Raw genomic sequence first — 22,375 nt, 5'->3', positions numbered from 1 at the left:
AAATTCAGTGGCAGGTCAGCGGGAAGCGTGTGAAGCAGAAAACGCCGGATGAACTCGCGCGGGTCAAGGCGCATGATCTTCTCGCGGTCGCGACCATTGCCACGGTAATCCTTCCATCGGAAGGCAACATGGCCGTCATCGACCTCGACGATACGGCTGGACGATGGCAACACGATGGGTGTAACGGCCAAGATAGGCGAGCACCTGGTCAGGGCCGCCGAACGGTGGCTTCTAATAAACGACCCATTCGACACGGCGAGCACGCGCGAGATGGCGGGTGAACGCCTCGTCGTCGTTGAGATGGCTGAGTTCGTTGAAGAAGCGGAGTTCACCGTGAGCGAAGGCGTCGGCAGGGGCAGTCAGAAAGAGCCGCCGACACAGGCGCGACAGCAAGCGCACGGGCAGAAAGAAGCCCGGCCGGCATGCGACCCCACCTTGACCTGTCGGGCGAGAGACCGCCGCCGGGCACGACGCAATGGACGTGGGGAAGATGGGTCATGGCCTGGCCGCAGGTGTGAAGCACGGCGACGATGCCGATCTCGGCGCCCAACCGCTTGGGATCGGCGCCAACGGTCTGCAGCGTCTGGGCTGCGCTCCGCATCAGCAATGCATAGACGTCCGCCTTGTTGTGAAAGGCGATCTCGGCGATGCCAGTTGGTAGCGTGAAGACCACATGAAAGTACGGGACCGGCAACAGATCGACGACGCGTGCATCGACCCACTCCTTGCGGGCCGAGCCGTGGCACTTTGGGCAATGGTGATTGCGGGAGGAATTATAGGAGATGCGGGTCCTGCTGCAATCGTCGCAGGCATCGACGTGACCGCTTTCGGCAGGCTTCGATCGCGCCCATGACGCGTCGCTCGCCGCGGCCAAGATGACCGGCGTTCTCACGCCTGTAGGAACTCCTATGTCGTCGAAAGATGTCCGCGACTTCGAAGGTGGGGCGCAACCGATTACGATTCCGGCGTTGTCACCTCCAGTCGTAATCGATCGAGCGGACTGGCCGTCGACCGGATCGTGGAGACCTACGTATAGCGCGCCGTCGTTCGAGAGGTGGGCGTGGCCGAGCAGGACCTGGATGATGCGGATATCGGTCCCGTTCTCGAGCAGGTGAGGGGCAAAGGAATGGCGCAGCGTATGGACGGTGATGTGCTTGGAAAGACCCGCCGCCGCAACCGCCGAACGGCAGGCGGAATGCAGCACCCATGGCTCGATAGGCTTGTCAGGATCGCGCCCAGGAAACAGACCAATGGTGGATTGTCGAATGATCGACGCCGATGTCACGCTCGGCCATCATCTCCATCAGATCGCGCAGGCTCAGCTCGTAGGCTAGGTACCAACGAATGCAAAGCAGGATGACGGATCGATCGAAATGGCGGCCCTTGAACATCTGAAACCTACGAAAATCATCGAAGGGCCCTGCCAGACAAGCGGTAACCAAAAGTCGCAGCACAGCGTCCACCGCGCTGCGGCGGAGCGTTCCGATCCGACCCTTCTCCGACGGGGAGGTTCTGCAATTCTGGCCCCTCCCTGGCCTCAAGCAAAGTGGCAACAGAACCAACTAGACAACCCTGGCAAGTCCCCATGCCGCAATATATAGTCCGCGACGACGTAGCTCTTCTCGTCGACCAGAAAGCACTGTACCTCGCCTTGCCTGTTTGAGGTCAGAGGCGATGCTGGAATCTTTTAGCTTGCCTGGCGACGATCGGGCTGACCTTTTCCTCGTGCTGGCTACGTGACGGCTCTCAGGATGGCATCAGCTGTCGAATGGAGGGACTTGCGCAGACAGGACGCGTTTTATGCTGTTCAAATGCAACCGGGCAGCGACTCCATCGACTTCGCGCAACTGCTTCGCGGTCAGCGCAGCGATGCCTGAATCGATAGGCGACACTTTACGTCCTGTAGACTGGGCCAAGCATTGCACTTCGCTGGCTCGCTCGAGGTAGTAGAGATCATCCCACGCGGCCTCGATCGTTTCGCCGATCACGACTACGCCATGATGCTTCATAAACACCACGTCAGCATCACCGACCGCTTCGGCGATCCTCCGGCCCTCGTCGCGATCGAGAGCCAACCCGTTATAGCCATCATCAACCGCTGTGCGACCGTAGAATTTCAATGCCGTCTGACCCGCGAAGATAAGGGGATCGCCTTCAGTCATAGCGAGCGCTGTCGCGTACGGCATGTGCGTATGAAAGACTACCTTGGCACGCGGCAGCCTCTTGTGAATCTCGGCATGAATGAAGAAAGCAGTATCCTCGGGAACACCCTCTCCCGAAACGACTTCACCATCAAAGTTGCAAATCAGTAGCCGCGACGCTGTCAGCTCGCAAAATGCAAACCCATAGGGGTTCACGATAAAGAGATCCTCGTGACCGGGAACTACTGCGGAGAAGTGGTTGCAGATGCCCTCCTCGAGCCCATTGAGAGCCGCCGCTCGGAAACATGCCGCGAGATCCTTACGGACGTCCCAGATTGCCGGGGCGTCTAGGTTGGGAGAGTTGCGAACGGGAACTGCCTTTTCCGAAACCATATAATGTTTCCTTCAATTCGAGCGACCAGCGACGTCAATGGACGGTCACGAACCTAACTAGCGCACGGCGCCAAGCCCGGCCTTAGCCAGCTAGCATCCCTGCGTGCTACGCACCCGCACAGCGATCAATGCGCTGCCGTCAGGTTGGGGTGCCGCGACAGGGTCACGACTTCGCCTTCCCGCAAAGTCCAAGTGACACCTTCATTCGAGGAGATTGCGTTTGCTCTTGTACTGGTCTATCCGTCGCGTCGCCCTCTGAAATCGCCGAACCTGTGGTGCTGAAAGCTGCCGGGGCGTCCAGGTTGGGAGAGTTGCGAACGGGAACTGCCTTTTCCGAAACCATATTATTTTGCCTTCAATTCGAGCAAGTTTTCGACTAGCCACGTCAACCGTGAAAGAAACACCCGTCTAAGTATATGATCATTCCAATTCTCTTGTTTATTCTTTGACGCCCGACATTGCGACGGAGTCGGTGAAAAAGCGTTGGAAGCCCAGCAGTACAACCGCTGGGATGAAGCTTAGAATGGTTGATGCTGCAAAAATCTGGCCGTAGTCGCTGGTATGCTCCCCCACCATGAGGCCGAGAGTGATTGGGGCGAGGTGCATGTCCGCGCGCGTGGTAACCAAAAGCGGCCACAGATAGGCCTGCCATTGCGCATTAAAGAGTATCGCTCCGGCGGCTATGAGAGCCGGACGTGAAAGCGGCAGAAAAATCTGGAGGAAGATCCTCAGCCAGCCGGCCCCATCGATTTGGGCCGCTTCAATCAATGAGCGTGGCACTGCTAGGAAGAATTGCCGCATTAGGAAAATTACTATGCCGTTGGCCACGAAAGGCACAATCAGTGCGGTGTAGGTGTTCTGTAACCCGCCCTGTGCGAAGATTGCCGATAAAGGGAGAGCCACGACCTCCTCGGGAATCAGGAAGCTGAAGACGATGATCGCAAAGACGACTTCGCGGCCTCGCCACTGCATAGCACTCAACGCGAAGGCTGCGGCTGAGCATACCAGCAGTCCCACAACCACCGTACATGCCGCCACGACGATCGAGTTGATCAATCCGGTCCGGAACACTCCGCCGAGCGCGCTGCCAAAATTTGCCAGCGTCGGCCGTGGCGGAATAAAAGTGCCAATGGAAAGCGGATCGAGGGATGTGAATATCTCGCTACCGGGCCGAAGGCTTCCTGCAACCAGCCAAACGATCGGCAGCATAAATGCGGCGGCGACAGCGATACGGAAAAGCAGCTGAACGATGCGTCCCGCCCTGAAAGAGTTTGTTTCTGACGCGCTCATTGTTGCTTCTCCCGCGATAGAAACCGGAACTGAATGAGGATGATCACCATCATAACCACCATCAAAGTTAAACCTTCTGCGGCAGCCAGTGGCATGTCATTGAAAAAGTAAGCCTGTTGATACACGTCGAACATAACCAGTTGCGTGCTCCCGCTAGGCCCGCCTCGCGTGAGTAGCGCGATAGGCGCAAAAAGCAGAAATGCGAACACCGTGTCAGCAACGATCACAAAGGCGAGTGGCCGACGCATCATTGGGATTGTGATGTGCCACAGCGATGACAGCTTCCCGGCGCCATCGATCGATGCTGCCTCATAGAGATCGCGAGGAATGTCCTTCAGGCCACCGATGAGGAACATCATCAAAAAGCCGCATCCGATCCACGAGCACATAACCGTGATCGACATCAGCGCCTGGTCTTGCGATGCCAGAAATGGCTGAGCGCTTACACCGATAGAGGTCAGCAGAGCGTTTGCCAGTCCCTCCGGGCGGTATACAGCCCCCCACAATATGGCTGCAACACTCGACGGGATCAAAACTGGCAGGAATACCAAAACGCGTAGCAGCGAGGTGATCCTGGAGTTTTCGGCGAACAGCAAAGCGAGGCCAAAAGCAATTGCCGTCTGCAGCGGCACGGTCACTGCGACAAAGGTTAAGGTCGCCTGGAGGGTCTTGGCAAAGGATGGCGCCGTGAAAAGAAACTTGAAATTGTCGAGCCCGACGAATTCGCCGTCGTAGCCGGACAAGCTCTGTTGAACGAGCCAAGCTGCTGGCAACAACCGAAATATGATGAGGGCAACAAGAGCCGGAGACAGGAAGAGGAGCGGCGCTATCGCCGCCCTCCATTTTGAAAATCGACTGGTTATGGGTGCAGCCCTCACAATTTCTCCCTCGGAAACCGCTTCCATCGCCATCACTTATTCCTTGATGCGCTTGAAACTGCGCTCGAGTTCACGTTGAAGCTGCGTAAAAGTCTCAGCGGCATCATTTCCATTGCGGATATCGCTCCACGCTCGGCCAACCAGCTCCTCTAACTGGAGATATCCTAGTGTACGCGGTCGCCGGATCGCTGTGTTGGCGAGCTCGTAACGCATCAGAGTGTCAACACCCTTGAGGTTAGGATTTTGCTGGGGAATGTGGCTTAGGACCTCGGCTGTAGCTTCGATGTTTGCCGACAAGCGACTCCCGTTTGTCGCAATTACCGCCCCGTTTTTGTCCAAGGCCGCATAGCTCAAGAATTTTAGAGCTTCGTCGGCGTTTTTGGTGTCTGCGCCCACTCCCAAATGCCAGGATTCCGAGGGTGTTACAGCCTTGCCTTTGGCAAAATAGGGATGAGGCGCGGCTGCATAGTCAAGACCATCGACCTTGTTGAGGTCGCTAATTAACCAGGGGCCTCCAACCAGAAATGCAAGTCGGCCAGCTTTGAATAGGTCGACGACTTCTGTATCGCTTTTCGGACCACGCGAGGCCACGCCATCGGCGAAGATACTACCGTACCATTTGCCTGCCTGCACCCAAGCATCGTTGGCCACGTCTACGGTAAGCAGGTCGTCGCCCTTGACGCCTGGCCCGCCGCCAAGAGACTGTGGAAGGACCTGCAACTGGTAATACCGATCGAATTGCTCGAATCCGAAGCCCGTCTCGGCACCGCCCGCCTGCACCTTCTTGGCAAGTTCGATTACTTTTTCCCAGGTCATGCGCGCGTCGGGCGAGACGCTCGGCGCTTCTACACCGGCCTTGGCCAGAAGCTTTTTGTTGAAGTATAGGAGCTGCGTAGACTCCCACATCGGCAATGTCAGCATCTTCCCTTTGTACATAGCTCCCTGGACATCGCTGGGGAACAGTGGGCCTTTGCTTTTTTCCTCGAAGACACTCGTCAAGTCTGTCAAAATGCCCAGTTTGGAGAACGTCGGGACATAAGTCGGATCAACGAGGAAGATATCGATTCCGGAATTCCCCGTCTGGAAGCGGCGAACTATCGTGTTCTGCATGTCGGGAAATGGCACGCCTTCGAACGCAACCTTTTTGCCAGCCATTTTTTCGTAAGCATCGAAGAGTCCCTTAAGAGCGGCGCCGTCTCCCCAGCCGAAGAACCGCAGCGTCTGATCTTGTGCTACAACCGGCAACGATCCAAGTAGCGGTAACGACGACACCCCCAGCAAACCGGTCATGAAACCGCGCCGCCCCAAGCGATATCCCATTATACTCATCTTGTTTCCTCCCTTTCGGTACGTGGACCCGCAACAATGGGACCACTAACGCACACGCTAGACGATTTCTTGCAAGAATGCAATATCCTAACATTGCCAAATGCAAACGCCATGTGGTAACAGTGACTCATATAAGGAGGCCCCATGATTCAGCCCGGTAGAACTCCACTTCATATTCAGCTCGCCGACATCATTCGGTCTCAGATCGAGAGCGGCGTCTTCAATGCTGGCGATCAACTCCCCACTGAGATGGAGTTGATGAAGCAGCACGAGCTCAGCAGTAGCACTGTGCGACAGGCGGTGCTCACCCTTGTCGGTGAAGGCTTGCTGTATCGACGCGCTGGCAAAGGGACGTTCGTTGCCAAGCGTCATATCGGCCGGGATCTGCTTACTTTTTCAGGATTTTCGGAGGAAGCGGTAGCGCGTGGATTCCGGCCGGGTACTAGGCATATGACGGTCCACTGGCGCCCCGCTGACGCCGTTGCAGCTGCACTTAACGTGCCGACCGACGAAAACGTCTTGACCATCGAGCGCGTACGAACGATCGACGACGAGATCGTAGCGGTTGAGACAGTTTCGTTCGTAGCAGCAATCGGTCGCCTCATGGAAAAACTCGACCTTGCCGACACCTCTTTCACCGAGATTCTCGAGCAGCAACTCGGTGTGCCGCTTGCCCGAGCCAAGCAAGAGATACGGGCCGGCATCGCGCGTGCAAAACTGGCAAAAGCACTCGATGTGTCGAGCGGCACTGCCGTGCTGCAGATCGACCGCACCGCCTTCGACGCGGCCGATCGAGTTATTTACTTCTCGTCCTCGTCCTATCGGGCCGATCGCTACATTTATTCGTGCTGGATCGAGCGAAATAGCGTCTCGATCGCTCAACCTCGCCGATTAATCGCCCGGAGCAGGTGATGCCTACCTGTGAAGTTTATGTCGTCGGCTCGTACGGGGTCGCGTTCTGGATTGTGGGGGAGGTGCCGGCCCCAGGTGAAACCGTACTAGGTTCGGGGTTCGCCTTCGGACATGGCGGCAAGGGCTCAAATCAGGCTATCGGAGCTGCGCGACTCGGAGCCAAATGCAAACTGCTGGCTGGCGTTGGCGCCGACAAATTCGGTTCAGAAGCACTGGAGCTCTGGCGCGTGGAAGGCGTCGACTGCTTGGCAGTGAGGCAAACGACCGAGACGCCGACGATGGCCGGAATCATTATTCTCGACGCCGCGGGCGAGAACCGCATCATCACCGATCCTGGCGCCAACGCGCAACTCACGGTGACCGATGTTGAAACCTTCGCGGCCTCTTGGGTGGACCCGGGCATTCTACTCACGCAGCTCGAGATCCCGGTCGAGACGGCGGCCCGCGCGCTTGCCATCGGCAAGGCGCGGGGATTGACGACCATCCTAAATCCCGCACCTGCTCGGACGCTGCCGAAGGAGATCTTCACTGACGTTGACATCCTAACGCCGAACCAATCCGAAGCGCGCATTCTGCTTGGCCTTGAGGCTGACGATCCGCAGGCAGACGCGGAAATAGCGTTAAAATTACGCGCTCTTGGGGTCGCACACGTTGTGATGACGCTTGGAGCGGATGGCGCTTTGATCGCCGGACCTGACGGAATAACCAAAATCGCGAGCTACCTGGTCGATGTTGTCGACACCACTGGAGCTGGAGATGCATTCAACGGGGCACTTGCTGCAGGGCTGGCGAGTGGATTGACACTTACGGAGGCCGCTCGTCGCGGCACTGCAGCGGGCGCCCTCGCAGTCACGAAAAAGCTCGTTGTTCCGGCATTGCCCGATGAGAGACAGATTTCCAAATTGATGAAAACCGGGACACTCGCTTATGAAGATCAAGGTCGCTTTCCTTCCCACCGGCCCTCTGGCTATCGCCGGTGACGTTTGTATAGTTGTCGATGTAATCCGCGCCACGACAGCTATCATTGGACTTTTCGATGCTGGCAGTGATCGTGTGTTTGTCGGAGGATTTCGCTCAGACGTCGCCAAAGCGCGCGCCGCCGTTGGCAAGAATGGTGTGATCTGTGCGGAACAGGATGATGGATCAACGCCCCTCGGGTTCGATCATGAGCCCTCCCCGTCTCTGCTGTCCCAACTCGACCTATCTGGCCGTTTCTCGATGCTGGCGACCGCCAACGGCACACCAGCAATTCTCGCTGCAGATCGCGCAGGCGCAGCCCTAATACTGATAGGCTCATTGCGAAACCTGGATGCAGTTGCCCATCGCGCATTCGCGGAGGCGTCATCGCGCAATGCAGACATCACGATTGTCTGCTCAGGCCAGCTACGCAACTCTCGTATTGCGATTGAAGACAGCTATTGCGCGGGAATGATTGTTTCTCGCGTTTGTGAACTTGCGAAGGATGACGTGGAACTCGAGGACTCTGCGCTGCTCGCCCGTGGCTTTACAATCTCGCACAATAGTGCCGTGGAGGTGTTGCTGAGTTCAATGACGGGGGGCCGCTTCATTGACAATGGTCGACAGCACGACGTGGAATTCTGTGCGCATATCAACGACTCGATTATCGTACCTGTCGTGGCCACCCAATCCGTAAACGGTAATCATCCGGTTTTTCTCCTAGATGCTTAATAACGCAGAGTCCATCAAATTGGTTAGCGGACGACCGCGAGTTCTGGCCACAGCAGACCTCAGCCCGGAAGGCATTGCGGTGCTCCGCGAAGCAAGCGAACTCAAGTTGCTTGGCTGGGCAGCCGGCGAGTGGTTCTGTGATCGCAAGCAGCTAATGGACGCAGTAGCTGATGCCGAGATTATAATTGCGGGATATGAGCGCTTCGACGAAGAGATGCTAACTGCCGCGCCTCACCTTTACGCTATCCTTTCAGTGCGCGCTGCCCCGCAAGCGAACATCGACGTAGCGGCCGCGACCGCGCGGGGAGTTGCCGTGCTGCATACGGTCGGGCGAACCGATCATGGCGTTGCAGAATTCACGGTCGCCCTCGCGCTGGGGCTCACTCGACACCTAATCCCTGCAGCTGCCTGGATCAGGTCCCGCTCCTCTGACTTCGACGCTGGGGAGGACTTTTATCGCGGAACTGTCTGGGGCCGCGGTGCGAGTTCTCCCCAACTGGCGTTCACTGGCATCGAGCTGCATGGTCGCACACTCGGTATCGTGGGCTTTGGAGCAATTGGTCGTGTTGTCGCTGAGAAGTTCTCAGGCTTTGGAATGGAAATTCTCGTGCACGATCCTTACGTCGATAGCGCCGAGTTGAGATCTCTCGGGGTCAAGCCAGTCTCGCTAGACGAACTTCTGACACAGTCTGCGATCGTCACATTGCACGCCCGGCTTAGTCCGCAGACGCGCGGTATGATCGGCGAGGATCAGTTCGATCGGATGGGTCGCGGCGCATATCTAATCAACACCGGTCGTGCGGGCCTTGTCGACACGGAGGCACTCTTACGAGCTCTGGATCGTGAAAAAATTGCCGGTGCCGCGCTAGATGTGTTTGACACGGAGCCGCCTTCAGCACTGGATCCGCTTGTTTGTCATCAGCGTGTCCTTGCCACACCTCATCTCGCCGCATGGACAGAAGAAATGCGCGCACGTCATACCGACAGTATAGTGAAAAATCTGCAGCGGCTCTTGGCTGGCAAACCTGAGAATCTGTCGAACCCCGAAGTTCTCACCATGGCTAGGAGGACCTTGCCTTGAAAATCATCGATGTCGCTTCGCGTCTCCATCACATTCCACCGACGGTCTCCTGGGAGGACGCCACACACCGCGTCGCGAGCCTCGAATTTATCATTACCCGCGTGACCACTGATGCTGGGATCGCTGGTGAGGGCTTTGCCTACACAACTGGGATCGGTGGAAGCGCTATCCTCGCTCTAATCGATGATTATTGCCGAACGATGCTTGTTGGACAAGATCCGCGACAGATCGAACGATTGTGGTCGTTCTTATATGGCCAATTGCATCGCAGCGGCACCGGGGGTATCAACAGTCTTGCTTTAGGCGCGATCGACATCGCGCTGTGGGATATTACGGCCAAGTCGTACAACGTGCCGTTACATCGTCTGCTTGGCGCTAGACGAGACAGTATTGCTACCTATGGCAGTGGCATCGATCTTTTCCTCGACAGCGATGCTCTCCTTAGCCAGGTAGATGGGTTCCTTGCGCAGGGACACAAGGCGGTGAAGGTTAAAATCGGTCGGGACAACTCGGAAGAAGATATCGATCGCATAACTGCTGTGAAGAAACTAGTCGGGTCTAAGCGAAGACTGTTCGTCGATGCCAATCAGCGTTGGAATGTCGCTGACTGCATGTCCCGACTGCAGAAGTTAGCACCGTTCGAACTTGGATGGATCGAAGAGCCTCTCCATGCTGAGAATATTCGTGGGCACGCCGACCTCCGCCAATTCGTTTCGCTGCCCATTGCCGTCGGCGAGAGCCTATATACGCGGCACCAATTCGCTGACTACCTACAGGCTAACGCAGTCGACTTCGTCCAGGCGGACGTATGCCGTGTTGGGGGCATTAGCGAGTGGCTAAAAATCGCCAGTCTTTCAGCGTCCTTCCATCGCACCATGGCGCCTCATTATATGTCTGAGCTCTCCGTCGCATTAATGTGTGCGATCGACAACGCGGAGATCCTAGAATGCGTGCATGGTGGAAGCTTCTCCGAGATGGGCGTGCTTCAGACGGAACTTCGTCTTGAGAACGGAATGGCCTTTCCATTCGAAACACCCGGACATGGGGTGAGGTTTGACGACGAAAAGCTGGAACGTTTCGCTGTCGATCCTGCCGCACTTCGGACCCGGAATATGCAGAGCGCAAAGTAAATGCGGCTTCACCACGCACGCACGGCGTTCGATTGCCACAACATCCTGGGCGAGGGATGCAACTGGAGCGAATCGGACCAAAGCCTCTGGTGGACTGACATTGAAGCAAAATGTGTGCTTCGCTGGGACGACAGCGGGAAGGTTGGAGCTGTACGACAACTTCCCAATCGAGCGGCGTTCATCTTTCCTCGCGCGCGAGGCGGGTTCGTTCTGGGTTTTCCTAAGTCTGTAGTCGTCACGGACTCAAACTTCACCGACTTCGTACAAGTGGCCGAAATTGAGCCGCATCTTCCGCAAACCCGCGTCAACGACGCCAAGATCGACCCACACGGTGGGATCGTCTTGGGCACTTATAATGAACAAAGCCGTGAGCCAGTGGGAGGCGTTTATCGCATTGCACCCAACGGGGACGTCGTTACGCTTTTCAGTGGCGTATCGGCCGCCAATGGGCTGGAATTTTCGCCCGACGGCCGGATCATGTACTTCACCGACACTGCGGAGGGCACCATCCGGCGTTTCGCCTTGGCTCCGCAATTTTCGAGTTTTGCTGAAATAAGCCCACTGGCCGGCCCGAACATCGCTCAGGGATCGCCCGATGGCGCCACCGTGGACATTGAAGGGGGCTACTGGAGCGCCAGGCTACGAGGCGGCTGTGTCGTTCGTATCGATCGAAACGGTCACCTCACAGATCGCGTGTATATGCCGAGTATGGCGCCGACCTGTGTGGCACTTGGCGGCGAAGATATGAGAACGCTGTTCATAACCTCTCGGCGAATCAGGCAATCGTCTGATGAACTACTTCGATTTCCTGAGTCCGGCAACCTCTTCCGCGTTGAAGTCGGTCGGGCTGGCCGACCGACCTTCAGTTGCATAGTCTAGCTCTGGGCTGGTTGCAGTTGTGTCCGTGCACGGATCTGGTCGCGTGATGCACCATCCTTCATGAGACCGCCGGCTCGGCCGTCGCAGGCGAAATAAAACCGGCTTCGTAGGAGTGAACGGAGGGACAGTTGATCGTGTCCCGCTGCGTGGTGTAGCTGGCGGCATTGGTCGCCGTGCTCTCCGGCATGGGCCGGGCTGATCAGCGCGCCACGGCTGGCAGGCTGATCATGGGATCATCGCTCATCTGGCTGATCGTTTCCAGGGTCATGTATCTGGCCCGCTGCACTGCCCATTCATCGTTCTGTTCGAGCAGGATTGCGCCGACGAGGCGCACGATCGCATCGTCGTTCGGGAAGATTCCGACGACCTCGGTGCGCCGCTTGATCTCGCCGTTGAGACGCTCGATCGGATTGGTCGAGTGGAGCTTGGCGCGATGTTCCTTCGGGAAGGTCATGTAGGCCAGCACGTCGGGCTCGGCGTCGTCCATGATTGTCGCCAGCTTCGGCACCTTCGGCCGGATCTGGTCGGCGACGGCGCGCCATTGTACGGACGCGGCCTCGGGCGTCTCCTGGGCGAAAGCGGTGGCGATGAAGGCTGAGACGACCCTGCGGCCGCTCTTGCCGGCATGGGCCAGCACGTTCCTCATGAAGTGGACGCGGCAGCGCTGCCATGTCGCCGACAGCACCTTGGTGACGGCGCTCTTGAGGCCTTCGTGCGCGTCAGAGACGACGAGCTTGACGCCGCGCAGGCCGCGACGTGTCAGCTTGCGCAGGAACTCCGTCCAGATCGGCTCGGCCTCCGAGGTGCCAATCTCCATGCCCAGGACCTCGCGCCGGCCGTCCGCGTTGACGCCGACGGCGATGATGACGGCGACCGAGACGATCCGCCCACCGCGGCGGACCTTCAGGTAAGTGGCGTCGATCCACAGGTAGGGCCAATCGCCCTCGATCGGCCGCTCGAGGAAGGCCTTCACCTTGCCGTCGATCTCCTCGCACAGCCGCGAGACCTGGCTCTTGGAGATGCCGCTCATCCCCATGGCCTTGACCAGGTCGTCAACCGACCGGGTCGAGATGCCTTGCACATAAGCTTCCTGGATGACGGCGGTCAGCGCCTTCTCGGCCATGCGGCGCGGTTCGAGGAAACCCGGGAAGTAGCTTCCCTTCCTGAGCTTCGGGATGCGCAGCTCGACCGTGCCGGCCCGCGTCTCCCAGTCCCGGTCGCGGTAGCCATTGCGCTGGGCGAGCCGCAGCGGGTTCTTCTCGCCATAGGCGGCGCCGGTGGCCGCGCCCACCTCCATTTCCATCAGCCGCTCGGCGGCAAAGCCGATCATCTCCCGCAGCAGATCGGCATCCGGGGTCTTCTCCACGAGCGTGCGCAGGTTCATCATGTCGTCGGTCATCGGTGGTCCTTCCAAAATGGGTTGGCGTCAACAACCAAACCCTACCGGAAAGCGCCGATGACCACCGACACGCCGCTCACTCGCTACAGCGCTACTAACGGCGCGCTCGCGAGCGGCTTCATAACCGCCGAGCTACACCACCTGATGGGACACGACCGGACAGTTTTGACATCGATCTTCGCGGCTATCGCCGAAGATGCCGTTGCGCTTTTCGTCCGACCTCGCATCGCCCCTCTGAAAACGGTCCCCCTGGCCGACTGATTTTCCGCGAAGGCGTTCGGCCCTCGCTCAGACGACCGCTGCTCAGGGCATTCCGCCAATATAGCCAACATTTCGAAGAAATTTTGAGACAAATCCGGCAATTTCCTTCCCTGTAGGTGACCTCGAACGGCCCGTGATTGAGCTGGAGTTTTGACTTAGCGGATCTCCCTGGCGATGGAAGTCACGGCAGAGCCATAGCTTGGCCGGAGGCGTCGTAGCGCCACACCTCGCATCTCGACACGTGGGCCGGAAGGGCCGGTCGGCAACTGGGAGATTCGCTGCCCACCAGCTTCCTGTCTGCGCCGCCACGCAGCCGGGATACACGTCGTGATAGCGCCGATCGCTCGCTTCGCAGTGAGGGCGAGGGCCGCCGCTAACGCGCCAAAACCCGATCACTCATTCGCCACAGTGACGAGCAGCGAAGAGGGACTATCGAATAGTCGCCAATAGCGTGGTCATGGCAACAGTCATGGCGCTAGCATAACTATCGAGATCCTTCACTTCAAACAGGAAGCGATTTGACTCCGCACCGGCGTCCGTCCACGTCGTCACCCCATTCACATCGCATTTGATCTCGACGGGACGAAATCCAAAAACAGCCTCTTCCTGGTTGCCGCTAGGAATGATGTTGCCCACCTTGTCCACGGCTTGGGAAGTCATATGGAAAAAGCCGGCTGTACACCACATGTCGCGCTCGGCCTTGAGGGTCAAGTAGCCCAATAAATCGGTCTCTGGCGCCAGAAGCGGCTGCAGGTAGCGAGCATCTGTTCGTTGCTCTAGGGAGTAAGTGAAATAGCTTTGCATGACGGGCGACAGCTTTTGTAGAATCTCGCTCTGCCTGAAGCGGTAGTAAGTACCGAACCGCCCGACCTTTCTCTCGTCGTTCACCGATCTCCAGGTTTCAAAGCATGGCATCCAGTAGATCGGGCACGGTATGTCGAATGTCGCCACGTAAGCGGCCGCGTTGAGCTCAACATTGTACTCCATACCTCCCTGCTTCGCGACCTCCGGATGGCCGGTTCCAGCGTTGAGATAGATTCCGGCGCACTTATCACGGAAGAGATCCGGATCAAGCCTACCGGCAACGGCAAGGTCGCGGCAGGATCCCACGATACTAATGTAGGCTGGCCCTTCGCTGTCGCGGAGATAGTTGAGCAGGAACTCAGCGCCAGCGCGATCGCGCTTCGGAAGAGTGCTAAGTGCCGACCGATCATGTGTATAGGGAACAGACGAGCCAACAGCCACGTGCATTGGCAGTCCCGTAAGGTAGCTTAGCTGCGCAATGCCGGTGACGTCCGGACTGCGGCTTGGATACTCAGCAGGCGGGAAATCAATCAGTACGCCGCCGAGTTCAAGTTGGCCTGATCCGGCAAGAGCATAGACGCAAGCAAGATCCCAGTGATCGTCTGGATCGATATAGGGACGAAACAGGTCCGTCTGGTGCAGCAGTCTTATGGTCATGCGAATCCTCCTGTTTATTCCTTGACGCCCGACATCGCGACCGAGTCGGTGAAGAAGCAGGGGCACGCTAAATGATTTCTTGTAAGAATGCAATAATCTAATATTGCCAGTCGCCATTGTGTGTGATAGCAATGACTCGGCTTAGGAGGCCGCATGGTTCAGCCCGGTAGAACCCCACTTCATATTCAGCACGCCGATGACGTCGGCAAAGCGTTGGTGCGCGAAGCGCGCGTCGAACACGTGTTCCGCTATGCCATGTTTTCCACGCTGTGTAGTCGTGCTCTCTTCAGGTGCATTTGAAGTGGGCCGCTAATCAGGCGCACGTTCGAATTCGAAGACAGTGTTCAAGATGAAATCACCGCATCTGCCCCGAAGGGCCGAAGTCAAGATGCAGACTGCTTTGCTGCAGTAGAGGAGATGTCAGTTGGCTCAGGTTACCGTCAGGAATATCGTCAAGCGTTATGGCAGCGCGCAAGTCATCCATGGTGTGAATGTCGACATCGCCGATGGCGAGTTCGTCATCCTCGTCGGCCCATCGGGATGTGGCAAATCCACCCTGTTGCGCATGATCGCCGGCCTCGAAGCCATATCGGGTGGCGAGATCAGCATCGGCGGCCGGGTGGTGAACGATGTGCTGCCCAAAGACCGCGACATAGCGATGGTGTTCCAGAACTATGCGCTCTATCCGCACAAGAACGTCGCCGACAACATGGGCTTCTCGCTCAAGATCAAGGGCAGGCCGAAAGCCGAGATCGACGCCAAGGTGAAGAAGGCGGCTGAAATTCTCGATCTGGTCAAGCTGCTGGACCGGTTTCCGAAACAGCTATCGGGCGGACAGCGCCAGCGTGTGGCCATGGGACGCGCCATTGTGCGCGACCCGGAAGTCTTCCTGTTCGATGAGCCTTTATCGAATCTCGACGCCCAACTTCGTGTCGCGATGCGCGTCGAAATCAAGGAATTGCATCAACGCCTCGGCACAACAATCGTCTATGTTACCCATGACCAGATCGAGGCGATGACCATGGCCGACAAGATCGTGGTGATGAAGGACGGCAAGGTGGAACAGGTCGGCGCACCGCTCGATCTCTACGACAATCCGGGGAATGTCTTCGTCGCCGGCTTCATCGGCTCGCCGGCCATGAACTTCATCAACGGCAAGATCGAGTCCAAAGACGGCAGGCAGATCTTTGTGTCGGATACCGGATCCGAGCTGCCTGCCGACGGAGCCAGGGCGCTGGGTGGTCAGCCGGTCATCTATGGCATACGTCCCGAGCATATCGACATTGCGCCCGACGGCTTGGCGGCAAAGGTTTCGGTGCTGGAGCCGACCGGCTCCGAGACACAGATATTCGCCAAGCTTGGAGAAGATCCTATCGACGCTATCGTCAAGGATCGGCTGACGGTCCGTCCTGGTGAAGAAGTAAGGCTGAGGATCGATCCGCGCCGTGTCCACATCTTTGACAGGCAAAACGGCGCACGCCTGTGACCTTACCGATCGAGCCCAACGTGGTCAGTCCGGTCGGAGGCGCGAACGTGCCGTGGGGTAACCGCACAACCAATGCCCTTGCCGGCGCCGGTGACCACCTGGGGCATTTTTTCTATCCGAAAAGGGCCGATTTTGCCGGGCGAAGAGTTCCAGCACAACGGCGGTATGGTCGAGGTGATTGCGCATGGCGGCCCGCGCCGCCTCCGCTCGCCGGATCGGATGGCTTCGAAAACCATCGTTGAGCACTATCTTGGCCACGAACGAGTCATCTTGGGGCTGCACGACGACCAACCGCTCGAGGAGGCCCGAGCTTTCCTTTCAGAATGGCCTTCCTGATCTTGTCATAGACCTGACTGCCTTGCTCGCGTGGCCGGATGCGGAATCCTGGGTTTCGATTTCCACCCCGGTCTTCTTGTTCGAACGAAACTCAAAACCTGGACCCGCCCGATGCCGAGACTCGAACTGAAAAACTCCTTACCCGACGATCTTTACGCCGGTGCCCTCTTGGGCCGTGTCTGGCGGCCCGATCAGAACGGACCTGCGGTCGTCGCTGTCCGCGACGATGGCGTGTTTGATATTACGACGCGCTTTCCCACATCATCGTCGCTCTGCGAGCAGGAGAACCCTGCCAGGGCCCTACGAGAAACCGAAGGACCTCGCCTCACGTCGATCGAAGAATTGCTGGCTAATACTGGAGAGGAATGGCGGGACACAAACCGGCCCTGGCTGCTTGCGCCGATCGACATCCAGGCGATAAAGGCGGCAGGTGTAACCTTCGCGGTCTCTATGCTAGAACGCGTAATCGAGGAGAAGGCCCGCGGCGACGCCCTCGCAGCCGTGGCTATCCGCAGCGAAATCACAAAACTCGTCGGTGCCGATTTTTCCAAGCTCAGGCCCGGATCGCCGGAAGCCGTGCAGCTCAAGGGGATCTTGTTGGCACAAGGGGTCTGGTCCCAATATCTCGAAGTAGGCATTGGCCCCGACGCCGAAATTTTCACCAAAGCGCCAATCATGTCGGCCGTTGGCACCGGAGCGGACGCCGGCATCCACGCCAAATCCACATGGAATAACCCTGAGCCCGAGGCGGTTTTAGCCGTGGCGTCCGACGGCCGAATCGTCGGCGCGACGCTCGGCAACGACGTGAACCTTCGCGATGTCGAGGGGCGGTCGGCGCTGCTGCTTGGCAAGGCGAAAGACAACAATGCAAGCTGCGCGATCGGTCCATTCCTTCGCCTCTTCGACAACGATTTCACGCTCGACGATGTGCGAAACATGGAACTCACGCTAAGCGTGGATGGTCCCGATGGATATCAGCTCAAGGGCTCAAGCTCGATGAGCAGGATCAGCCGCGATCCGACCGATTTGGTCTCGCAGATGATAGGACCGCATCATCAGTATCCCGATGGCGCGGTGCTTTTCCTTGGAACACTGTTTGCGCCAACCGAAGATAGGGACGAGCCGGGCAAAGGCTTTACCCACAAGGTGGGGGACATCGTCACCGTGGCTACGCCGCGTCTCGGCCGCCTGGTCAACCGGATCCGCCACAGCCAGGACTGCGCACCCTGGACATTCGGGGTCACGCGCCTGATGGACCATCTTGCCATGCTCGGCAACCAAGAGAGGCCCACATAGGTGCGCAACAAGGTCGTCTACGCAGCTCTCAACAGCGCCGTTCCAGCACGGTCACCGTACGCATCGGCAAATGTTTGACCGGATGCCAACACCAGCAAAAGCGAAAAGCCATGAAATTCAAGCACAGATTATCAATTGTCGATTCACATACTGCTGGTGAGCCAAGCCGATTTGTCGTTTCAGGCTTCCCCAGGATACCGGGTTCGACGATGGCCGAACGAATGCGTAACCTGATCAAAGACTTTGACTGGATCCGTCGGGTAACGATGAACGAACCACGGGGTCACCGCGACATGTTTGGCGGCGTCCTTGTGCCCCCCGTCGATACGACTGCCCATGTCGGCGTGGTCTACATGGACGGTGGCCAGTTTTATAATATGTGTGGACATGCATCGCTTGGTCTTTGTGGGATGCTTGTGGAGACGGGGCAGGTTCCACGAACCGGTCGCACGACAGAGGTCAGGATAGATACCCCCGCCGGACTTGTGGTTGGATCGGTTAAGACCAACGATGATGGGGAATTGGAAGCCGTTTCCCTTATCGACGTTGCGTCTTTTGCTTTCGCGCTGGATCAATACGTGGATGTTCCACAATACGGCAGAGTTCGCGTTGACTTCGGCTATGGCGGCAATATTTTTGTGATCGCTGAGGCGGCAGATCTAGGCTTCCAGTCCATCGATCCGGAGCATACGACCGAGCTGATCAAGGCCGGCGTGGCGTTGCGCCAGGCAGCAAGAGAGCAGTTCCGTTTCCAGCATCCGGAGCAGCCTCATATCAACGGAATAGACCTTGCCATGTTGACGGCTCCGGCATCGAGCACCGAAACGGATGCCCGTAACATCGTCGTACTAGGCCAGGCACAGGCGGACAGATCGCCTTGTGGTACTGGCACGTGCGCACGCATGGCTGTGGAGCACGCAAAGGGCAGACTTGGAGTTCAAAAACGTTTCAGACACGAAAGCTCCATCCGAACCTTTTTCGATGCCCGAATTCTTGAAACAACAAAGGTAGGTCCACTGCCTGCAGTGGTACCCGAAATTAGTTGTCGACCATTTCTAACGGGATTTAGCGAGTTCGTCGTGGATCCAGACGATCCATTATGGAACGGGTTTATACTCTGACTGCACTTGCGCATGGCGTAGCTAATCCGTAAGGAGGGAACTCGTGAAAAGCTGCGGCCAGGAGCCTTCGATTGCCACAAGTCGATTGCGGAATTGCTCCCGGCGCCGGTCAAAGCCGACCCGCATCTGCCAAAGCCAATATCCGCATCGAGCAGGATCATCGGCGCATCAAGCACCAGGTGCGGCCGATGCTCGGTTTCAAATCGACGCACACCGCCCCGGTCACCCCGTCCGGGCATCGAGATGGTCCACATGATGCGCAAACGACAGGCGCGGTACGCCTTCAATCCGAACCCGTCTCTCGCCGAGCAGTTCGAAATCCTCGCTGCCGCATGAGGTTTGCACCACTCTAGAAAATTCTCTGACCAGACAAAACTTTGCAACGGAACCGATCTATCAATACGCCATTCGATATCAGTCGAGCCCTAATGTTTGGAGAATTAACATGCATTACAGATGCAGCACTCGCGGAGGCTCCTGTTCCATCTTTTCGATAACCAACACACCTCGGGCGAACTTTATGTTCGATAGCGACTTTGCGATATCAAATACCGAATACTCGGTCAGGCCAGTTGGGCTGTGAACCAGAAAATCTTGATAGGTATAATGCTCAAATATGCTGTTCTGCACGTCGATGAGCATCTTGAAGAAGTCCGTGGATGTGACCGGCGCATCGCGATAATCATCGGTGTTGCTCCAGTACATGCACTCCAAGTCTTCGACGAAGTAAATACCGTTGTTCTTTAGGCCGGTCATAAAAAGCGCGTTGAACGAGGCGATTTGATGAGAGGCGACATGGCTTCCATCATCGATGATGATATCGAAAGGGCCGTACTTCTCGACAATTGATTTAAGAAAAGCAGCATCACGCTGATCACCAATTTCCACATGAATGTTGCTGCCTGGGTTGTCTGACTTCGAACATTGCGGGTTTACATCGACGCCGACAATCCGGGCGCCCACACCAAAAAAACGGCTCCACAGACGGAGAGATGCGCCTCGATAGACACCAATTTCAAGGACTCTCGGCCGCTTGCCCCGGAAGCGCGAGAATTCCCGATCGTATACGGGAAAATATCCAAGCCACTTATGCCCACCAGGAATACTTGACCACATCTTGCCGGATGTCGTGTTCTCGATGTTTTCAAAAGGAGGTGTTTTGCTCCCCTTCCAGGTAGTCTTGCGGAGCATGTCCGGGGACAGCATGTTGTGTGAGCTTCTTAGCGCCATCGTACTCTCTCGATAAGTGGAAATCTGAACCGTACAAGGCGCGTGCCAAACGCCGAGCGCGAACTTGTCTTGGCTATCCCGTCTGGTACGTGTCGCGTGCCGGACAGAATGTCGTAACTCCGACATCGGATCGCAGGCAATCCATCTGGATGTCGTACCTCTTAAGCCTCCAGCCGATCTGTCGCCTCGAGGAGGAACGGTTGAGGGAAATCATGCGCGGCGGCTCGATCGAAAGCCGGTCGCCGACATCACCGTCGCTCCCGTGCGGGTCTCGCCCTCCCCTGCTGCTATGATGCTGACGCCGCCGCCCAGCGCGCGCAAGGCGCGTTTCAGCCCCTCGACGTCGGCAGAATGGTTGGCGAGATCGCTGGTGCTCGCCTTCACATCGAAGCGCGTAGGGACGATTGTGCGGGTATCGCGGTCCGTCCTGCAATTTTAAGTGGCTGGCAGCAATCCTAAGCGGATGTCGCGACCGGGGAAATCGGTCAAACTTGGTTGGAAAGTGAACGGTTTTCCCGCAGGCCGGTCTGCCCTCGATCAGGGGCCCGCTACCACCCGCAGATTGCCGCCATGCCCCCCGCCGCCGAACACCCCGGCTGAGCTGCGCGTCAGAATGACTGACGCCGCCCCGTACTTCGGGGTTACGCGGCGCACAGTAGGGCGGTTTGGGCTTGTAGCACACTACCTCGGCAGTCCGAGCCTGCAGGCCAGTTAGATGGTCCGCCCTCACGGAATGCCCGCTCATCGTAGGTCAGAACCAAGCCCCCCTGATCCCAGGCGACGGCAACTCCTTCCATACAAGCCCTCGACACCATCGGCGCCGACGTTTGGCAAGGCTACGCAGTTCTTCACGACGAGCTTTACTGTGCTTTGGACGCATCGGACAACCGAGGGAAGTCTCGGAAGTAGTGGCCTTTCTCCTCTCGGAGGCGCCTCGGAAATAACGGTGGACGGTGCTTCTACCAATGCTTGAGATCGAGGATCTTGGGCCTCGACTTTGCCGTCCATCACGGAACCATACGGTACGGTACGGGGAGATTTCTGGTTCTGACCCACGAAAAACAGAATGAAATCAAGATTTTGAGTTTGCCGGGGGAGGACATAACCAAATTATTGATTTTACTGCATTTTTCGTGGGTGAGTATCGGAGAAGCTCCCGCATCGTCCCGTCGGGTTCCATCATAACCTGCTCAAGGCACTCAGGCTGCTACCGATCATCTAGGCTCTCCCGACGATCGGGTTGATCGTATCGTTGCAGAGCTTGTCGCCGACTTTCAGGCTTTCGAAGTAAGCCGTAGGAAGAATGCCCTGGTGCCCGTTAAAGGTGCTGCCATCGGGCATGAAGCCCGCCGTCATCGCGATCCGGCGGCGGCGGGTCATGTTAGCCCCGGCGCCATGCGCCGTAAGGCCGTTATGAAAGCTGCAATCGCCCGCGGGCATTGGCACCGCGACAGGGTCCGTCTCTGCCATCCCGGGGTAGATCTTGAAGAGTCCCGCAAGGTCTTTCCCGATGTCGACGTTGTCGAAGTTGGCGAGCTTGTGGCTGCCCGGCACGAACGACAGGCAGCCGTTGAGGGGCGTCGCATCCTCGAGCGCGATCCAGATCGAAATCGAGTCGCGCGAATAAAATGGCCAGTAGGGATTGTCCAAGTGCCACGCGGTCGGGTTGCCGTAAGGCTCCTTGATCAACGCTTGGTCGAGAAAGATGCGCATTGCGGGCTGGCGGGCAAGGGCGCTGGCTATGTTGCCGATCTCGGGGCCGCGGATGTAACGGTGGATCGTCTGATTAAGTTTCGAGACGTTGATCCGCTGGGTAAAGACCTTGTCATAGTAGCGGTCGTCCCCGTCGAGCCGGTCGACACCGCCTGGGGCGATCTTGCGGCCAGCCATCATCTCAACTGCCTCGAGGACGGCGGCTTTGAGTTCGGCCACCTCGGCCGGCGACAAAAGGCCTGGAATGTGCACGAACCCTCGTTCCTGGTATTCTCGGACCTGATCCTCGGTAACTTCACTTTTCATTGCGTGTTCCTTTCGCCTGCTAATATCAACGTTCCCAGCTTGGG

20 protein-coding genes and 4 pseudogenes are annotated in these 22,375 nt (G+C 57.5%); 12 read left to right on the top strand and 12 right to left on the bottom strand.

Annotated features, from left to right (window positions below):
- Positions 1–20 precede the first annotated feature (20 nt).
- The 7 genes and pseudogenes from JG746_RS37415 to JG746_RS34370 form a co-directional block, all read right to left on the bottom strand.
- Positions 21–950 (bottom strand): annotated as a pseudogene (locus tag JG746_RS37415) (IS91 family transposase); the annotation flags it as partial.
- Between the two features lie 4 nt (positions 951–954).
- A pseudogene (locus JG746_RS37410) lies at positions 955–1,246 on the bottom strand (tyrosine-type recombinase/integrase); the annotation flags it as partial.
- Positions 1,233–1,391 (bottom strand): annotated as a pseudogene (locus JG746_RS34390) (IS6 family transposase); the annotation flags it as partial. The pseudogenes JG746_RS34390 and JG746_RS37410, both read right to left, overlap by 14 nt.
- A 366-nt stretch (positions 1,392–1,757) precedes the next feature.
- Positions 1,758–2,534, bottom strand: a complete 777-nt coding sequence (locus JG746_RS34385; protein ID WP_199202246.1) for an aldolase — start codon at positions 2,532–2,534, stop codon at positions 1,758–1,760.
- A 438-nt stretch (positions 2,535–2,972) separates the two neighbouring features.
- Positions 2,973–3,824, bottom strand: coding sequence for a carbohydrate ABC transporter permease (locus JG746_RS34380; protein ID WP_199202245.1), 852 nt, complete (start codon positions 3,822–3,824; stop codon positions 2,973–2,975).
- Positions 3,821–4,735 carry a carbohydrate ABC transporter permease gene (locus JG746_RS34375; RefSeq protein WP_199202244.1) on the bottom strand — a complete coding sequence of 305 codons (915 nt, stop codon included), beginning with the start codon at positions 4,733–4,735 and terminating at the stop codon, positions 3,821–3,823. The genes JG746_RS34380 and JG746_RS34375 overlap by 4 nt, the downstream gene beginning before the upstream one ends.
- Before the next feature lie 3 nt (positions 4,736–4,738).
- A complete protein-coding gene (locus JG746_RS34370; protein WP_202359580.1) occupies positions 4,739–5,992 on the bottom strand; it encodes a sugar ABC transporter substrate-binding protein in 1,254 nt (417 codons plus the stop codon).
- 183 nt (positions 5,993–6,175) lie between these two features.
- Between JG746_RS34370 and JG746_RS34365 the strand changes: the two genes are divergently transcribed.
- The 6 genes from JG746_RS34365 to JG746_RS34340 are packed head-to-tail and all read left to right on the top strand — an operon-like array spanning position 6,176 to position 11,722.
- On the top strand, positions 6,176–6,943 hold the full coding sequence (locus JG746_RS34365; RefSeq protein WP_199202242.1) for a GntR family transcriptional regulator: 768 nt from the start codon (positions 6,176–6,178) through the stop codon (positions 6,941–6,943).
- Positions 6,943–7,923 carry a ribokinase gene (locus tag JG746_RS34360; protein ID WP_199202241.1) on the top strand — a complete coding sequence of 327 codons (981 nt, stop codon included), beginning with the start codon at positions 6,943–6,945 and terminating at the stop codon, positions 7,921–7,923. Before JG746_RS34365 ends, JG746_RS34360 begins: the two co-directional genes overlap by 1 nt.
- Positions 7,871–8,632, top strand: coding sequence for a 2-phosphosulfolactate phosphatase (locus tag JG746_RS34355; RefSeq protein ID WP_199202240.1), 762 nt, complete (start codon positions 7,871–7,873; stop codon positions 8,630–8,632). The genes JG746_RS34360 and JG746_RS34355 overlap by 53 nt, the downstream gene beginning before the upstream one ends.
- Positions 8,625–9,713 carry an NAD(P)-dependent oxidoreductase gene (locus JG746_RS34350; RefSeq protein WP_202359579.1) on the top strand — a complete coding sequence of 363 codons (1,089 nt, stop codon included), beginning with the start codon at positions 8,625–8,627 and terminating at the stop codon, positions 9,711–9,713. The genes JG746_RS34355 and JG746_RS34350 overlap by 8 nt, the downstream gene beginning before the upstream one ends.
- A complete protein-coding gene (locus tag JG746_RS34345; protein WP_199202238.1) occupies positions 9,710–10,843 on the top strand; it encodes a mandelate racemase/muconate lactonizing enzyme family protein in 1,134 nt (377 codons plus the stop codon). The genes JG746_RS34350 and JG746_RS34345 overlap by 4 nt, the downstream gene beginning before the upstream one ends.
- A complete protein-coding gene (locus JG746_RS34340; RefSeq protein WP_199202237.1) occupies positions 10,844–11,722 on the top strand; it encodes an SMP-30/gluconolactonase/LRE family protein in 879 nt (292 codons plus the stop codon). It abuts the gene before it with no gap.
- A gap of 199 nt (positions 11,723–11,921) precedes the next feature.
- Here the strand turns inward: JG746_RS34340 and JG746_RS34335 are convergent, their stop codons facing one another.
- Positions 11,922–13,121, bottom strand: a complete 1,200-nt coding sequence (locus tag JG746_RS34335) for an IS256 family transposase (RefSeq protein WP_199202236.1) — start codon at positions 13,119–13,121, stop codon at positions 11,922–11,924.
- A 57-nt stretch (positions 13,122–13,178) separates the two neighbouring features.
- Between JG746_RS34335 and JG746_RS34330 the strand changes: the two genes are divergently transcribed.
- Entirely contained in the window at positions 13,179–13,382 is a 204-nt protein-coding gene (locus JG746_RS34330; protein WP_199202235.1) for a hypothetical protein, read from the top strand.
- Positions 13,383–13,811: 429 nt separating this feature from the next.
- Here JG746_RS34330 and JG746_RS34325 read toward each other — a convergent pair whose 3' ends face one another.
- Complete coding sequence (locus JG746_RS34325; protein ID WP_199202234.1) at positions 13,812–14,843, bottom strand: hypothetical protein; 1,032 nt, start codon at positions 14,841–14,843, stop codon at positions 13,812–13,814.
- 424 nt (positions 14,844–15,267) lie between these two features.
- Here JG746_RS34325 and JG746_RS34320 point away from each other — a divergent pair, with 424 nt between their 5' ends.
- From JG746_RS34320 to JG746_RS34300, 5 genes and pseudogenes are all read left to right on the top strand, one after another.
- Positions 15,268–16,329, top strand: coding sequence for an ABC transporter ATP-binding protein (locus JG746_RS34320; RefSeq protein ID WP_199202233.1), 1,062 nt, complete (start codon positions 15,268–15,270; stop codon positions 16,327–16,329).
- 72 nt (positions 16,330–16,401) lie between these two features.
- Positions 16,402–16,665, top strand: a complete 264-nt coding sequence (locus JG746_RS34315) for a hypothetical protein (RefSeq protein WP_199202232.1) — start codon at positions 16,402–16,404, stop codon at positions 16,663–16,665.
- A gap of 111 nt (positions 16,666–16,776) precedes the next feature.
- A complete protein-coding gene (locus JG746_RS34310; protein ID WP_199202333.1) occupies positions 16,777–17,961 on the top strand; it encodes a fumarylacetoacetate hydrolase family protein in 1,185 nt (394 codons plus the stop codon).
- A 110-nt stretch (positions 17,962–18,071) separates the two neighbouring features.
- The gene (locus JG746_RS34305; RefSeq protein ID WP_199202231.1) at positions 18,072–19,082 is read left to right on the top strand and encodes a proline racemase family protein; all 1,011 of its coding nucleotides are present in this window, start codon (positions 18,072–18,074) and stop codon (positions 19,080–19,082) included.
- A gap of 34 nt (positions 19,083–19,116) precedes the next feature.
- Positions 19,117–19,418: pseudogene (locus tag JG746_RS34300) on the top strand (DDE-type integrase/transposase/recombinase); the annotation flags it as partial.
- Between the two features lie 114 nt (positions 19,419–19,532).
- Here JG746_RS34300 and JG746_RS34295 read toward each other — a convergent pair.
- The 3 genes from JG746_RS34295 to JG746_RS34285 form a co-directional block, all read right to left on the bottom strand.
- Entirely contained in the window at positions 19,533–20,312 is a 780-nt protein-coding gene (locus tag JG746_RS34295) for a class I SAM-dependent methyltransferase (RefSeq protein ID WP_202359578.1), read from the bottom strand.
- A 210-nt stretch (positions 20,313–20,522) separates the two neighbouring features.
- Complete coding sequence (locus JG746_RS34290; protein WP_199202229.1) at positions 20,523–20,696, bottom strand: hypothetical protein; 174 nt, start codon at positions 20,694–20,696, stop codon at positions 20,523–20,525.
- An 834-nt stretch (positions 20,697–21,530) separates the two neighbouring features.
- A complete protein-coding gene (locus tag JG746_RS34285) occupies positions 21,531–22,331 on the bottom strand; it encodes a phytanoyl-CoA dioxygenase family protein (RefSeq protein ID WP_199202332.1) in 801 nt (266 codons plus the stop codon).
- Positions 22,332–22,375: the final 44 nt, after the last annotated feature.

The sequence above is a fragment of the Mesorhizobium sp. 113-3-3 genome (assembly GCF_016756495.1).
GTDB lineage: Bacteria > Pseudomonadota > Alphaproteobacteria > Rhizobiales > Rhizobiaceae > Mesorhizobium.
Note: the sequence above shows the minus strand (reverse complement) of the source record. Positions and strands in the feature narration are given on the sequence as shown.